This is a genomic window from Ruegeria arenilitoris, from assembly GCF_013035425.1.
Lineage (GTDB): Bacteria > Pseudomonadota > Alphaproteobacteria > Rhodobacterales > Rhodobacteraceae > Ruegeria > Ruegeria arenilitoris_A.
Map to the genome: position 1 here is coordinate 259502 of NZ_WQHX01000006.1, position 14759 is coordinate 274260.

Sequence of the window (14759 nt, forward strand, 5' to 3'; positions counted from 1 at the left end):
GAAAAGAAACAAAATTTAGTTTATTGGGAACCCGTCCAAACCGTCTAAGATTATGGTTTTGGGGCCATAGATCGGCGAAATGCCCGTTTAAGCATGTCCAATTCAGAGCGCAGCAGAGCAACCTCGGCTCGCAAATCATCGGCGGCGGGTGTGCCCGCAATGATGGTGAAATCGCTCAGTTTCCGATCTGAGTCGGCGTCATAAATGGCTATGCAGTGTACTCCGTCTGACAGTGCCGCGATGGGCACCGGAATTCGTAGATTCCAGCCACCGTTGGCAGGTATCAGTTCGATGCCCTCAAGCAGCTCATCCAGATAAATAGCTTCAATACTGGGTTCGGCATCAGATAATATGTGGCCCTCCCAAATTGCGTTTTCGAACCTGGTTGGTGTGAGAGTGATCTCTTTCATATAGGTTCCTTTACAGATCGGCGCGGTGATGGCGGCAGAGTGTCAAATCTCGCAACACGATCCGATTCATCGACGGTCTTTCCATGATCAGATCCAGCCAAAGTTTTTCAATTCGCCGTTCATGTATCTCTAAATGAGCCAGATCGAAATCGATAGAAGATGCTGCGTCAGTTGTATCAAGTTCCCTTAGAACGTGTTCTGTGTTCGGGCCGTGCTGAATGTTCAGTCGTGCCACCAATTGCACAGGTCGCTCCTGCTCTACGAGTGTGTCCAACCGGATCAAATGCTGTTTGGTAAGGTCAGCCGCGGCTTCCGAGGGTATTTCCACAGAAACGGAAAAGAAAGATCCGGCGAAATCGAACGTTTCGAGTACAAGACTGAATGGCGCCAGATCTTTGTCGCGTCGATTTCTCACTTGTCGAAATGCGATTTCGGCCAAAGGGCAATCATGAAACAGCGTGACATGCCCATCTACACGCGCTTTGCGCGGAATTGAGGCAAGCCCGTGGCGATCAAGGGGTTCGCGCCAGAGGTCGGGTCTCCAAGACCAATCAGTGCCAAGAGGTGTTGAAAAGCGAGAAGAGCCAACAAGTGGGCGTACAAGCCGCCCATCCGCCTTTTGGATCAACTGATCCAAACGAGCCCGGAGTTGCCGAGCTTGGTCACGTTGATGCCTTAAGATCGGCAGGGGTGTACGGTCAGCTTGCTGACCTGCTCGTGTCCAACGCGCCAGATATCTGCGATACAAGTAAAGATCCAGAATTCTGTTCATGTCCTCATTTTCCGAAACTGAACCATCATTAGTCAAAGAAAGCCGGGGATTTAAAGCCATCTTTGCAAATCTGAGGTTCAATCTTTCCAAAATGTGAACCGCCTCAACTGCATTGAGTTAGAATGCGCGCCTTGTAATTGACCATTCTTGCATTAGGTCAGGCTGCCGCGTACCTTCAGCGCCTGCAGGCAGCGTGCTGTTGGGAAACAATGCAATACACCCAAAGTAAAGAAGGCAGGGGCATGGAACCCACCCTATTTTCATTCATCTGGAAATACTCAAAAAAGCAGCAGCTTGTTTTGCTTGCACTAACAGTTTTATCTTTTCCATTCCTTTACGCTTCGCTTGAGCTTCCAAAGCAAATAATCAACGATGCAATTGGCGCGCCCGCAAAAACAGTTGAAGCACTAGGGTTCACGGTAACGCAGGTGCAGTACCTGATGATCCTGTGCTTTGCTTTTTTAGCTACAGTTATCGCCAGCGGGTTGATGAAGATGCGCATCAACACGATGAAAGGTGTTTTGGCTGAACGCATGCTTCGTCGCCTGCGGTATACGTTGATCAGTCGGTCAATGCGGTTTCCCAAGTCCTATTTTGCCGCCACAAGCCAGGGTGAATTGGTTTCTATGATTACGTCCGAAGCTGAACCAATGGGCGGTTTGATGGGCGACGCCATTGCGCAACCCGTTTTCCAGTTTGGTCAGATGATGACGATCGTGACGTTCTTGTTCATGCAAAGCGTCTGGTTTGGGCTTGCCAGTATCGCGCTGATCCCACTGCAGGCTTGGTTGATTCCAAAATTACAGCGCCAAATCAACTTGTTGAACAAGGATAGAATCCAAGAGGTCCGTCATCTTAGTTCGGAAATAGGCGAAAGCGCCGCTGGCATTAGCGATCTTCGCACCAATGGCGGCTGGCGCTACAGGCTGGCGCAATTCAGCCATCGATTGGGGACCTTGTTCGAGATCCGTTTCAAGATTTATAACAAAAAGTTCTTTATGAAATTTCTGAACAATCTGATCACACAGATGACGCCATTCCTTTTTTATTCGGTTGGTGGCTACCTTGCGATCATAGGAGAGGTTACTGTTGGCGCCTTGGTCGCGGCATTGGGTGCGTATAAGGACCTAAGCGGCCCATGGAAGGACTTGCTGACTTATTACAATCAAGTTCAGGACATGTCGTTGCGGTGGGAAATCGTTACCGAACGTTTTGCTCCGTCAAACATGATCCCCGAAGAACTGTTTGAAGGCGAACCAGAGACAATTCCCCGCCTGACCGGAGATATTGAACTGCGCAATGTAACGGTGCGCGACGATGACGGCAAAACCATCTTGGAGGATATTGATCTTACAATCCCTCAGGGTGCACGTGTGGCTATTCAGTCTGTCCATTCGGCCGAGCGCAGCGCGTTAGCGCAACTGCTGACACGTGAGGTACTCCCAGTTCAGGGAGAAGTGATCATAGCCGGACACAATCTGAATGAATTGCATCAAAAAGTTATCGCTGCACGGATCGGTTACGCCTATTCACGGCCCTATCTCTTTGACGGAACGCTGGGAGATAACTTGTTGATGCCTTTGCGGACTCATCCGCAGCACGAGAGCGAGGCCATAAAAGTGCCAACTCGTCGGCAAATCGAGGCTGTGCGCGCGGGCAACCCGCCGGATTCTCTGAGCGATGAATGGATCGACCCCGGTCTGGCAGGATTGGACGACATCGAAGAGATTCGCGACTGGTGGTTCAAGCTCGTTGAGGCAATGGGAATAGACGAGTTTATGTTCCGCCGCACACTCCGCTCCCAGTTCGATCCAAACGCGCACCCAGTGCTTGCTGAGGCGATCGTAAAGCTGCGTGAAAAAGTTGCGGCGCGCCTAAAAGAAGAAGGTTTGGATGAATACGTTTATCGCTTTGACCCCAACCAGTTTAATCCAGCGGTTCCGTTAGGTGGTAACCTGCTGTTTTCTGCGCCAAGCCGGGATATCTCGCCTGACATACTTGCTGGTGACGACCGTTTTCTGTCGATGCTGGCGGCGCACGGTTTAGACGACGATGCACTGGCCATAGCCGAAGCCGTGTTGGAAACGCTGAACCAAACCTTTGGACGGGATGGGGCAGATCACCCACTGTTTTTGCGTCTGGGTTTGTCCAAGGATATGTATCATCGACTGTTGGACATAGAAGAACGGCGGCAAACCAAAGGTGATGCAGAAATCAGCGATACTGAACGTGCGCTTTTGTTGACAGTACCCTTTATGCTGACGGCCGAGCAGATAGGACCGAGTTTTCCCGAAGAATACAAGGAGAAGATACTTTCCATCCGTCGCAATCAGGCCGAGCGTTTGCGCGACGCGATGGATGGGATGTTTGTTCCGGTCATGCCAGATGTGTACCTGCCGAGATTGACCGCAATGGAAAACGCAATTTATGGGCGCGTATCATTAATGGCCGGAGCAAAAGCCGAAGAGATCGAAAATGTAGTGTCTGAAGTCCTGAACGAGGCAGGTTTGCGCCGCCGCGCTGCTGCCATAATTTATGACTTACCCGCGGGTTTGGGTGGGAACAACTTGCCGACAGTCTTTCAGGAACGTGTTGCGTTTTCCCGTGCAGGGATCAAACGCCCTGATGTATTGATCCTCGACAAGGCATTAGCGAGCCATGATACAGAGAGCCGGCTGCGAACGCGGTTGAAATTGCGCGAGTTGCTGCCCGACTCCGTAATGTTGTTCATGGAGGATCACTTTGCCCACCCCGAAGCTTATGACCTATTTGTCGAAATTAAAGACGGGCGCATTGACGGAGTTTCACGCACGTCGTTCGAATCCGAGGACAGTGCCTCGGACGATTTAAGCCGAAAGCTCAAAATCATATCTACTACAGAGTTATTTTCCCGACTGGACGGACGCAACCAGCGGCTCCTGGCTTTTTCCGCCCAATGGTATGAGGTGGCCGAGGGACAAACGATATTTGCGCGCGGTCAGGCACCAGATGCAGCGTATCTATGCATTTCCGGAGAGGCAAACCTTTATCGGCAAGGTGAGAATGGTGAGACGAGGTTGATTTCGACGATTGTTCCAGGACGTTTGATCGGTGATCTGGCAATCATCACTGGTGAGGCCCGGCAGTTGGATCTGATCGCGAATACAGATTGCACCTTTCTTCGTATTGGTGCTGAAGAGTTGCGCGCAGTCGTGGAAAGCGACGCAACCGTTGCGATGAAGTTGTTGGAAACCGTTGCCGGTTATCTAAGTTCAATTACCGCCAGAATACGTGTGACCGATCTTGAGAGCGAGCTAGAGGTCGAACCAGACGGGGTTGAGACGGGTCATGCCGGGTAGAAGTTTATATTCGGCATACTCCAGCCATGAACAGCTGGTCAAAGCCGTGCGGAGTTACCCTGAACTTTGGCGCCTGCTGGTCGGACTTTTGATCATAGTCATTGTGGTCACGCTTCTGAACGCGGTTTTGTTCTCGACTATCGCCAGTATTGCACCACTAGGTTGGGGCGACGCTCTTCAGCACGGGTCAACGCCGCTTGCAGTGCTTATTGTATTGACGAGTTTCATTTTCACGATTTTCAGCGTTGCGTTGGTTGCGCGTCGTCTTCAACATCGTCCACCAATGACAGTCGTTGGGCAGCCGTCGTTGGCGTTCAGGCAGTTTTGGCGCGTGTTAATAGCTTTGATTGCTTTAAGTCTCGCGCTGTTTGTGCTGCCGCCCTACGATATGGGTGCACCGTTGCAGCAAAACCTGTCATTTGGCACTTGGTTTTTGTTGCTACCTTTGTCTGTCGGCGCTGTTCTGATTCAGAGCAGCGCCGAAGAAATTCTGTTCAGAGGTTTTCTGCAACAAAGCCTAGCTGCTAGATTTCGAACACCCGTGATTTGGATGGGTGTGCCCGCAATTTTGTTTGCGGCAGGGCATTATGCGCCGGCCACTGCGGGCGACAACGCATTGCTGGTCACGGTCTGGGCCGGGATTTTTTCGATTTTAACGGCAGATTTGACCGCGCGTGCAGGAACCTTGGGACCAGCTATAGCCCTGCATTTCTTTAATAACGCAACTGCGCTACTGCTGTTGTCCCTACCAGACAACCTTGGGGGGCTGGCGCTGTTCCATATTCCGTACGATGCATCAGACACTGGTCTGCTGAGGCAATGGCTGTATGTGGATTTTGCTGTAATGATTGTTGGTTGGTTGACGGCACGTTTGGCGATTAGGCGTTGATTGCAATTCTCGCGCCATCATCTTATTTGACGTCAACGCCGCATTATTAAGGTTCCGACATGAACTGGATCACAAACTACGTCCGCCCCCGGATAAACTCGATCTTCTCGCGCCGGGAAGTGCCTGAAAATCTTTGGCACAAGTGTGATGAGTGCGGCACTATGCTTTTCCATCGCGAATTGGCGGAAAACCAGAACGTTTGCACTCAATGTGACCACCACATGCCGATCACTCCGCGCGATCGGTTCAAGCATCTATTCGACGGGGGCATTTTTAACGAAATAGATGTGCCTGCTCCCAAGGATGATCCCTTACAGTTTCGCGATCAAAAGAAATATCCTGATCGCATGAAGGCTGCGCAGAAAAAAACGGGCGAGAAAGAGGCGATGTTGGTGGCAACTGGTGAAATCGGGCGTACCCCGATTGTTGCGGCTGCACAGGATTTTTCGTTTATGGGCGGATCGATGGGTATGTATGTCGGAAACGCCATTATCGCGGCTGCGCAAGAGGCTGTGAAACTAAAACGGCCACTTATTTTGTTTTCTGCAGCGGGCGGGGCGCGGATGCAGGAAGGTATTCTGAGCTTAATGCAAATGCCACGCACAACTGTAGCCGTCGAAATGCTGAAGGAAGCCAATCTTCCTTATATCGTCGTGCTGACCCACCCCACGACAGGGGGGGTCACGGCTTCGTATGCTATGCTCGGTGACGTACACATATCAGAGCCCAATGCACTGATCTGTTTCGCTGGTCCGCGTGTGATTGAACAGACAATCCGGGAAAAGTTGCCAGAGGGGTTCCAGCGCGCGGAATATCTATTGGACCATGGTATGCTGGACCGCGTCACCAAGCGAACTGAAATGCGTGATGAACTGATTACAATCACACGTTTGCTGATGAATCAGCCGCCTGCGGTAAAGGGCGATTTACCCGCCCCTGAACCAAGCAAAGAACCGAAAGCCAAAGAGTCTGCTGAAGCAGCAGGCAAAAAATGACGAACACGTCGTCGGACGCCATCCTAGAACGTATGATGGCGCTGCATCCCAAAGTAATTGACCTGACCTTGGATCGGGTTTGGTGTCTATTGGGCAGGCTAGACAACCCGCAAACCAATTTGCCACCGGTCATCCATATTGCGGGGACAAATGGTAAAGGGTCGACTCAGGCGATGATCCGCGCGGGGCTAGAGGGGGCAGGGTTGCGCGTGCATGCCTATACTTCGCCGCATCTGGCCCGGTTTCACGAGCGCATCAGGTTGGCAGGTGAATTGATTTCGGAACCAAACCTGACCGCTGTTCTAGATGAATGCTACGCGGCGAACGGTGGGGAAAACATAACCTATTTCGAGATTACCACTTGCGCAGCGCTATTGGCTTTTTCCCGCACGGCGGCCGATTACACCTTGCTCGAGGTCGGTTTAGGTGGGCGCCTTGACGCCACAAACGTGATTGAAAGACCCACGATTACAGTCGTCACGCCAATTTCGATGGACCATGAACAGTTTCTTGGTGACACACTTGGCAAGATCGCGGCAGAGAAAGCGGGCATTATCAAGCCCGGTGTGCCTTGCGTTGTCGGCCCACAAGAAGACGAAGCACTGGAAGTTATAGAATATACGGCCGCGCGTCTTGGCGCTCCGTTACTAGTTCACGGTCAGCATTGGCACGTGAACGAAGAAAACGGGCGACTTGTCTACCAAGACGAAACAGGGCTACGTGATCTGCCGCTGCCGAACCTGATGGGTGCACATCAGCATCAAAATGCGGGTGCGGCTATCGCCGTTTTACGCCACCTGAACATTGGCGACGACTCTTATGAAGCCTCTGTTACAGATGCCCAGTGGCCTGCCCGGATGCAGCGTCTGAAAACCGGGCCGTTGGTGGAGGCTGCAACGCAGGCAGAGCTTTGGCTGGACGGGGGCCACAATGCCGCTGCAGGAAATGCTCTGGCCAATGTTCTGGCGAAACTGCCGGAACGCCAGACGCATATGATCTGCGGTATGCTGAACACCAAGGATGTTACAGGCTATCTAGCTCCGCTGTCTAAACAGGTCGCCAGCCTGACAGCAGTTTCAATTCCTGGGGAAGCTAACACCTTGAGCGCTGCTGACACCGCCGCAGCCGCGGCCAGTGTAAGCCTGCCTTCTGCAACCGCGGATAGCGTTGCAGATGCGCTAAACAAGATCATGGTACACACACCTGATGCGCGCGTACTTATTTGCGGGTCGCTCTATCTGGCTGGTAATGTCCTCAGGAAAAACGGCTAATTAGCTCTTTTGAGAGACCACAACGGCGCGAGAACATCGCTACTTACCCCAATCTTTGTCCTGCATTTCGCGAAGACGCGAGGCCGTGCGTTCAAATTCAAAAGTTCCCTCTCCTTCGACATACAACATTTCAGGCTCTGCCGCTGCAGAGCAAATCAGCCGGACTTTGGCTTCGTACAATGCATCGATCAGGGTAACGAACCTTTTGGCTTCGTTAAAGTTGTTTCGGGACAGGCGTGGGATGTCCTCGAGCACTAAAACTTTCAGTGCATCGGCAACAGCCAAATAATCCCCGGGTCCGAGCATCCTACCACAAAGATCGTAAAAGGACGCGCGGCCAACACCGTTTCGAAAAGCTGGTAAGGTGATCTCCCGCCCCTTGACCAGTAAGGACAGCGGCTCCGCTGGCCCGCCGGACAGATCATCCCAAACCGACTGGATTTTCTCACGGGCTTCAGGACCAATAGGCGTAAAATAGACCTGTGACCCCTCTAGCCGGTTTTGTCGGTAGTCGGTAGGCGAGACTAATTCCCATACCTGTAATTGATCTTTTATATGTTGGATAAACGGTAGAAAAAGTTGTCGATTCAACCCGTCTTTGTACAAGTCGTCGGGATGCCGGTTGGATGTTGTAACCACTACGACGCCGCCTGCATGCAACTGGTCGAAAAGGCGACCGACTATCATTGCATCGGTAATGTCGGTGATCTGCATCTCATCAAAGGCAAGCAACCGAGCAGATTTAATTACGTTTTGGGCAACCGGCGCCAAGGCATCTTCAACCCCTTCCGCGCGCGCTTTGTGTAGTCCGGTGTGTATTTCCTGCATGAAGGCGTGAAAGTGCACGCGGCGCACTGGGATGTCCCCAAGTGTTTCAACGAACATGTCCATCAGCATCGACTTACCGCGCCCCACACCGCCCCACAGGTACAGGCCTTGAGGCGGTGGTGGCGCTTTTCGAAAAAGCCCTCGTTTTATCGGCGCCGCAAGTGCGTTGCGGATTCGATCAAAATTGGGCAGCACCGCCTCTTGCGCGTCATCGCGGGTCAACGAGCCGTTCGCAACGCGCGCCTCGTAAAGCGAAACCAGATCCGTCATACCCGAGCCATAGCGCCTTGATTGCGCGTTGAAAAGCAAGGTTTTACGCATCCATCAATTTTACTAATCTAGATTGTCAAAACTACTGAATTGACCCTTAGGAGAAACGCGGTAACGTCTGGTCCGAATCTTCGAGGACCCTATGCAGCAATCCCCCCGCCTTATGAACCCGATCCTGATCGTGGCGTGTATCATAATTACCGTCAGTTTCGCGGTTCGAGCCTCTTTCGGCGTATTTCAGATTCCCATCGCAGAAGAATTTGGCTGGTTGCGCACTGATTTTTCTATGGCCATTGCTATCCAGAACTTGGCCTGGGGGATCGGCCAACCAATTTTCGGTGCTATCGCAGAAAAGGTTGGGGATCGGCGAGCGATCGTTCTAGGGGCACTGACTTATGCGGCGGGTATGGTGTTGTCGGCATGGTCGGTTACACCGTTTGAGCATCAGATGTACGCATGGTTGGTTGGGTTCGGAATCGCGGGTACGGGCTTTGGCGTGGTTTTGGCAGTCGTTGGTCGGGCATCATCAGACGAAAACCGTTCAATGTCGCTGGCCATCGTTACAGCAGCGGGTAGTTTCGGTCAGGTGATTGGAGCGCCAACGGCTGAACGGCTGTTAAGTTTTCTACCCTGGCAGCAGGTCTTCATTGTATTCGCCATTGCTATTTTGGCGCTGCTAATGACGTTGCCATTCATGAGAGCGCCTGAGCCGATCAGCAAGGCTGAACTGCAAGAGAGCATGGGCCAAATCTTGGGAAAGGCGTTTCGCGACCCGTCTTATGCATTAATCTTTCTGGGCTTTTTTAGCTGTGGTTATCAGTTGGGTTTCATCACCGCCCACTTTCCCGCCTTTGTGACAGAGATGTGCGGACCGATCCAGCCCGGCGGAGTTCTGCATTCCATTGGGATTACAACGACATCTGCGCTTGGAGCGGTGTCAATTTCTCTTATCGGGTTGGCTAACATCGCTGGAACTTTGTTGGCCGGTTGGGCAGGAAACCATTTCCCCAAGAAATATCTTCTTGCTGGCGTCTATACAGGCCGTACGCTGGCGGCTGCGCTGTTTATTATGTTTCCCATCACACCTATTTCGGTCGTTGTTTTCTCGCTTGTTATGGGTTCGCTATGGCTTGCCACGGTGCCGCTGACTTCGGGTTTGGTCGCGCACTTGTACGGGCTACGGTACATGGGTACGCTTTACGGTATCATTTTCCTCAGCCACCAAATCGGCAGCTTCCTGGGTGTCTGGTTGGGTGGCCGCATGTACGACCAATTTGGCGATTACAACATGGTATGGTGGATTGGGGTAGCGATCGGCGCCTTTAGCGCCATTGTCCACCTACCGATCCGAGAAGACCGCTCATCCGCTCCCTTAGCTGCCTAAGTCAGGTTGCCTCTTCAGGTGTTAGTAAACCTTTGCTAATCAAGCAATTCGCCCAACCTTGTGGGCCCTTGAAGTGATGAGTTTGCCATCCCCGAGCGTTTGCAGCTTCGATATTTTCAATTCGATCATCGGCAAACAACAGTGTGGCCGGGTCCAGCCCACAATCGGCTTCGACCATTTCATAGATCGGAGCGTGAGGTTTGACCGCTTTCATCCGCCCCGACACATATTGCCGGTCGAATTCATTTAGAAATGGATAAACCGTGCACGCGAAATCGAAGCTCTGTACACCAAAGTTGGTCAAGGCGAAGACCGGAATACCCTTAGATCGCAATGCACGTTGAAGGCGGATTGAGTGAGGTATTTCCGGAGTGGCCAGTTCGATCCAATTGTCGTGCCACATGCGGATTTCTTCCCGCCAACTTGGATGTTTCTCGGCCCACGCATAGATCGTTTTGGTGAAATGGTGGCCTTGATCGACCAAATCGTTCATGCCGTGGAGATCGACTTCTGAGAACATTTTCTTGCGTCGGTCCTCTCCGATTGCTCGGTCATAGTACCGTTCAGGCTGCCATTCGATAAGAACGTTTCCGATATCCAAAACCACGGCTTCAATCGACATGAGTGGATCCTAAAATTCAACAAATATGCGTTCTGAATAGACAACCTGCGTACTTTGACGCCATCCGCAATGGTTCATTTTTGCGCCACAGCGGACAATCAATGGCTTGAGCGTCTTTGACGCGAACGAAAGTTCGGAGTTTATCCTTTGAGAACCGCGCGAATTTCGCGTTCCAGCCCGTCCAAAAACCGTGATTTATCGCTTTTCCCGAATGGCTTTCCAGCGCCGCCAGAACCTAATGGGTTAGCGGCACGCAGGTCGGCCATCAAATCTCGCATTGCCAGTTGCTGGCCTATATTGGCAGCAGTGAAACTCTCGCCATTAGGACGCATAGCCCGGGCGCCAGCTTCTAGGCATTTTGCGGCTAAGGGAATGTCGGACGTGATGACAACGTCCTTAGGACCGCACCGCTCAGCGATCCATTTGTCGGCTTCATCTGCTCCCTCAGAAACTATGATGGTTTGGACCAATGGATTGGAAGAAGGGCGTAGTCCGCCATTCGACACCAGAACCATCGGTATCTTGTGGCGGGTCGCGACCCTTTCAGCCTCGGCCTTTACTGGGCAGGCGTCGCCATCAACGAATAGCGTCGTCACGCCTTCTTAGCCTCCTTCTTAGGCGTCTCGGCTGGCTTTTTGCGAACCTTGAACTCATCAGGGATGGGCATTCGATTGAAAGCATCAAGACCGGCGATCTTGTAGGCTTCAGCCAGCGTCGGATAGTTGAACGTGTTCTGCACAAAATAGTCTACTGTGCCCTTCAGATTAAGCACCGCTTGCGCAATATGAATCAGTTCTGTTGCTCCTTCTCCTACGATCTGCACGCCTAAAACACGCCGTGTTTTCAGTGAGAACAGCATCTTCAGCATGCCGTGCTCGAGCCCCATAATATGTCCGCGTGAAGTTTCGCGAAAACGCGCCACGCCGACTTCGTAGGGAATGCCTCTTTCTTGAAGTTCTTCTTCGGACATGCCGCAGGTTGAAATCTCAGGAACTGAATAGATACCGTACGGGTACCATGGACTTTCAGGTAATGTCGGCGTTTCCAACGCGTGGCAAGCCGCCACTCGCCCTTGCTGTAATGAGGTTGAAGCCAGAGAAGGATGTCCGATCACATCTCCTGTGGCGTAAATATGCGGAACTGACGTCTGGTACGACTTTCGGTCGACTTCGATGCGGTTGCGGTGATCAGTTTCCAGCCCCACGGCGTCTAAGTTTAGGGCCGAAGTCGCGCCCATACGCCCCGCTGCAAAAAGCAACATCTCCGCTCTTACGTGACGACCATTTTCCATAGTTATCTCAACGTGATTTCCGGCGTCCTCAATTTTTTCGACGGTAGAACCCAATCGTAGATCAACACCGTTTTCACGAATCTGATGGGTGAATTCATGGATCAATCTACTGTCAATGAAATCAAGAAACGTCTCGCGAGGTTCGATCAACGTAACCCTTACGTCCAACGCCGAAAACATTGTGGCATATTCAACCCCTATGACACCCGCACCAATCACGCAGAGCGAGCGCGGAATCTCGGCCATTTCAAGGAAGTCATCGCCGTCAACGATGGTCTTGCCGTTAAAGGGAACATAATCCGGCCGATAAGTTTTTGTCCCCGTTGCGATGATAAACTTTGCGGCAGTTACTCGAGTGGTTTCGCCGGCGTCCGTAGCGACCTCGACCTCATGGGGGCCGATGAATTTTGCCAAACCGTTTAACGTTTCCACATGGTTGCGGTTAAACTGATGTTCCAGAACATCAACTTCGTGATCCAGTGTCATGTGCAGTCGTGCCTTCAGATCTTCGGCACGAATTTGATCTTTGACCCGGTAAGAGCGTCCGTAAAAACTGCGTTCGCGCCATCCGGAAAGGTTCAGAACGGTTTCCCGCAAAGTTTTTGAGGGTATTGTGCCAGTGTGAACCGAGACGCCACCCAGTCTGTCTTTACGGTCTATTACAAGGACGCGTCTTTTTAACTTTCCCGCTTGAATTGCCGCGGCCCGCCCCGACGGTCCGGAACCGATGATGATCAGGTCGTAATCATGATCGCTCATAGCTCAGTCCTTGTACAGCGCCTCTGCGTGGAAGGCGATGTGGTCTTCCATGAAAGTGGACACAAAGAAATAGGAATGATCGTAACCGGGCTGCAGTCGATACGTGGCTTGTTGGCGGCTTTCCGCAATGGCTTGGGCCAATGTTTCGGGCCTTAGCAAGTCTATGAATTGATCGCTTACTCCGGTGTCAATCAACATCGGGCCGTCAAACCCATTGTTCTTCAACAAGTGTGAAGCGTCATGTTTTGCCCATGCATCTTCGTCATCGCCCAAATAGGCCGCCAATTGCTTGCGACCCCAATCCGACCCGGTTGGGTTCGAGATTGGCGCAAAAGCCGAAACTGACCTGAAGCGACCCGGTAGGTTCATCGCCAGTGTCAACGCGCCGTGGCCGCCCATCGAATGACCTGTAATCGCTTGCCGATCTCTATCGATAGAAAATTTTTCTGACAGTAAGTTGGGCAGTTCCTCAGCCACGTAGTCCCACATATTGAAATGGGGCGCCCAAGGTGTTTGCGTTGCGTTTACATAGAAACCGGCCCCCTGGCCTAAATCATAATCTTCGTGATCCGCCACCTCTTCACCACGTGGAGATGTGTCGGGAAACACAATAGCAATGCCCTGCTCTGACGCCCACGCCTGTGCCCCGGCTTTGACCATTGCGTTTTCATGTGTGCAGGTCAGGCCCGACAGGTACCAAAGAACCGGCACTGGCCCATCTTTGGCTTCGTAGGGCATAAACAGACCAAATGTCATATCGCACTGACACGCAGAAGACGCGTGACGGTACACGCCTTGTACGCCATCAAAACAAACGTTTTCCGAAAGGGTTTCCATCAGGCAAAATCCTCGTTTTGGCTTCGCACTATCGCTAACGATCCATTCCACAGGCGTAAAGTCTGGTGACCAATTACAGGTGCTTTTTTCCCAGAACTGGATATCAAGGTGCACCCAGCCACGCGATGACCAAGGGAACGGTTAAAATACTGAATAGCGTCGAAAGCAAGATCGCCGCCGAGGCACGCTGCGGTGCGACCTTGTAGTGGGCTGCAAGCATATAAACGTTACCTGCGACAGGCAAAGCCGCAGCTGCAATTACCACAGCCGCGGGGAATGCCGCGACAGGGATCAACCAGATCAACATGATCGCAACGAACAGAGGGTGAAGCACAAGTTTACAAAAACTTAACCAGGCGGCGATTTGTACCCGCTCCGCAGATTTGTTGGCCAGGGATGCACCAATCGCAAATAGCGCTCCTGGCGTTGCAGCGCCGCCAAGAATCACGAGGAAGTCACTTAAGGGACTTGGAACGGGAATCTCAAGCGCGGACCATATTAGTCCCGCCGAGATCGATAGGATCATTGGGTTCTTAAAAAGCCCAATAACAATCATCCGAAATGTTCTGATAGTTAGTCGCCCGTCGCGTCCACCATTTATCAAGATGACAATTAGTGAAGAAAAAACCACTAGATCGACAGCTAAGGCCAACATTACTGGTCCAATTGCCGCCTCGGAATACAGCAAGGCCAACATAGGTAAACCAAGAAACCCGACATTGCCTATAGCAGCGCATTGAGCTTCGACTGCCGCAGTTGGGATATCCAGCCCTCGTAGCCAGGCGACCAGTGTTGCGACCAAGTACACAGCCATGGTGCCCAGAAGATATCCAAGAACTAACCGACCGTTGAATATCTCGGCAAACGGCAGAGTAGCAGCAAATCTAAAGAGCATTGCTGATAGGGCAAAATAAAAGACGAACTTTGTAAGATATGCAGTTGCCTCTTCGGTAAAAAAGCGACTGCGCCCGGCCCAGTACCCAAGGCCGATGATCGCGAAAAAAGGTAATGTACGCATAAAGATATCGACCATGCGCCGAGTGGTAGCACAGATCGTGGGGACTTCAAGACATGGGATTTTGTCTGAACGAAT

The 14759-nt window shown here is 51.9% G+C and carries 13 protein-coding genes; 5 read left to right on the forward strand and 8 right to left on the reverse strand.

The features are described 5' to 3' along the window. Positions 1–50: 50 nt before the first annotated feature. Both GOV45_RS17320 and GOV45_RS17325 read right to left on the reverse strand, forming a co-directional pair. Entirely contained in the window at positions 51–410 is a 360-nt protein-coding gene (locus GOV45_RS17320) for a hypothetical protein (protein WP_170480093.1), read from the reverse strand. A 10-nt stretch (positions 411–420) separates the two neighbouring features. After that, complete coding sequence (locus GOV45_RS17325) at positions 421–1182, reverse strand: DUF6478 family protein (protein ID WP_170480095.1); 762 nt, start codon at positions 1180–1182, stop codon at positions 421–423. Between the two features lie 242 nt (positions 1183–1424). On the opposite strand from GOV45_RS17325, the gene GOV45_RS17330 reads away from it, so the two are divergent. The 4 genes from GOV45_RS17330 to GOV45_RS17345 are packed head-to-tail and all read left to right on the forward strand — an operon-like array spanning position 1425 to position 7675. After that, on the forward strand, positions 1425–4520 hold the full coding sequence (locus GOV45_RS17330) for an ABC transporter transmembrane domain-containing protein (protein ID WP_170480097.1): 3096 nt from the start codon (positions 1425–1427) through the stop codon (positions 4518–4520). After that, complete coding sequence (locus GOV45_RS17335) at positions 4510–5409, forward strand: CPBP family intramembrane glutamic endopeptidase (RefSeq protein ID WP_170480099.1); 900 nt, start codon at positions 4510–4512, stop codon at positions 5407–5409. The genes GOV45_RS17330 and GOV45_RS17335 overlap by 11 nt, the downstream gene beginning before the upstream one ends. 59 nt (positions 5410–5468) lie before the next feature. Continuing rightward, positions 5469–6404: an acetyl-CoA carboxylase, carboxyltransferase subunit beta gene (gene accD, locus GOV45_RS17340; protein WP_170480101.1), complete on the forward strand. Its 936-nt coding sequence runs from the start codon at positions 5469–5471 to the stop codon at positions 6402–6404. Next, on the forward strand, positions 6401–7675 hold the full coding sequence (locus GOV45_RS17345; RefSeq protein ID WP_170480103.1) for a bifunctional folylpolyglutamate synthase/dihydrofolate synthase: 1275 nt from the start codon (positions 6401–6403) through the stop codon (positions 7673–7675). Before accD ends, GOV45_RS17345 begins: the two co-directional genes overlap by 4 nt. Before the next feature lie 39 nt (positions 7676–7714). Here the strand turns inward: GOV45_RS17345 and zapE are convergent, their stop codons facing one another. Continuing rightward, entirely contained in the window at positions 7715–8773 is a 1059-nt protein-coding gene (gene zapE / locus GOV45_RS17350; RefSeq protein WP_170480154.1) for a cell division protein ZapE, read from the reverse strand. 142 nt (positions 8774–8915) lie between these two features. On the opposite strand from zapE, the gene GOV45_RS17355 reads away from it, so the two are divergent. Next, positions 8916–10157, forward strand: a complete 1242-nt coding sequence (locus GOV45_RS17355) for an MFS transporter (RefSeq protein WP_170480104.1) — start codon at positions 8916–8918, stop codon at positions 10155–10157. Between the two features lies 1 nt (position 10158). Here GOV45_RS17355 and GOV45_RS17360 read toward each other — a convergent pair whose 3' ends face one another. The 5 genes from GOV45_RS17360 to GOV45_RS17380 form a co-directional block, all read right to left on the reverse strand. After that, the gene (locus GOV45_RS17360; RefSeq protein WP_170480105.1) at positions 10159–10779 is read right to left on the reverse strand and encodes an HAD family hydrolase; all 621 of its coding nucleotides are present in this window, start codon (positions 10777–10779) and stop codon (positions 10159–10161) included. A gap of 140 nt (positions 10780–10919) precedes the next feature. Then, positions 10920–11375, reverse strand: coding sequence for a YaiI/YqxD family protein (locus GOV45_RS17365; protein ID WP_170480106.1), 456 nt, complete (start codon positions 11373–11375; stop codon positions 10920–10922). Then, positions 11372–12829, reverse strand: coding sequence for a Si-specific NAD(P)(+) transhydrogenase (gene sthA, locus GOV45_RS17370; RefSeq protein WP_170480107.1), 1458 nt, complete (start codon positions 12827–12829; stop codon positions 11372–11374). Before sthA ends, GOV45_RS17365 begins: the two co-directional genes overlap by 4 nt. A gap of 3 nt (positions 12830–12832) precedes the next feature. After that, positions 12833–13666 carry an S-formylglutathione hydrolase gene (fghA, locus tag GOV45_RS17375; RefSeq protein ID WP_170480108.1) on the reverse strand — a complete coding sequence of 278 codons (834 nt, stop codon included), beginning with the start codon at positions 13664–13666 and terminating at the stop codon, positions 12833–12835. Positions 13667–13769: 103 nt separating this feature from the next. Then, positions 13770–14699 carry an AEC family transporter gene (locus GOV45_RS17380; RefSeq protein ID WP_170480109.1) on the reverse strand — a complete coding sequence of 310 codons (930 nt, stop codon included), beginning with the start codon at positions 14697–14699 and terminating at the stop codon, positions 13770–13772. Between the last annotated feature and the right edge of the window lie 60 nt (positions 14700–14759).

Coding starts and splice junctions, on each gene's coding strand:
- GOV45_RS17320 (WP_170480093.1), bottom strand. CDS start 410: ATGAAAGAGATCACTCTCACACCAACCAGGTTCGAAAACGCAATTTGG.
- GOV45_RS17325 (WP_170480095.1), bottom strand. CDS start 1,182: ATGAACAGAATTCTGGATCTTTACTTGTATCGCAGATATCTGGCGCGT.
- GOV45_RS17330 (WP_170480097.1), top strand. CDS start 1,425: ATGGAACCCACCCTATTTTCATTCATCTGGAAATACTCAAAAAAGCAG.
- GOV45_RS17335 (WP_170480099.1), top strand. CDS start 4,510: ATGCCGGGTAGAAGTTTATATTCGGCATACTCCAGCCATGAACAGCTG.
- accD (WP_170480101.1), top strand. CDS start 5,469: ATGAACTGGATCACAAACTACGTCCGCCCCCGGATAAACTCGATCTTC.
- GOV45_RS17345 (WP_170480103.1), top strand. CDS start 6,401: ATGACGAACACGTCGTCGGACGCCATCCTAGAACGTATGATGGCGCTG.
- zapE (WP_170480154.1), bottom strand. CDS start 8,773: ATGACGGATCTGGTTTCGCTTTACGAGGCGCGCGTTGCGAACGGCTCG.
- GOV45_RS17355 (WP_170480104.1), top strand. CDS start 8,916: ATGCAGCAATCCCCCCGCCTTATGAACCCGATCCTGATCGTGGCGTGT.
- GOV45_RS17360 (WP_170480105.1), bottom strand. CDS start 10,779: ATGTCGATTGAAGCCGTGGTTTTGGATATCGGAAACGTTCTTATCGAA.
- sthA (WP_170480107.1), bottom strand. CDS start 12,829: ATGAGCGATCATGATTACGACCTGATCATCATCGGTTCCGGACCGTCG.
- fghA (WP_170480108.1), bottom strand. CDS start 13,666: ATGGAAACCCTTTCGGAAAACGTTTGTTTTGATGGCGTACAAGGCGTG.
- GOV45_RS17380 (WP_170480109.1), bottom strand. CDS start 14,699: ATGGTCGATATCTTTATGCGTACATTACCTTTTTTCGCGATCATCGGC.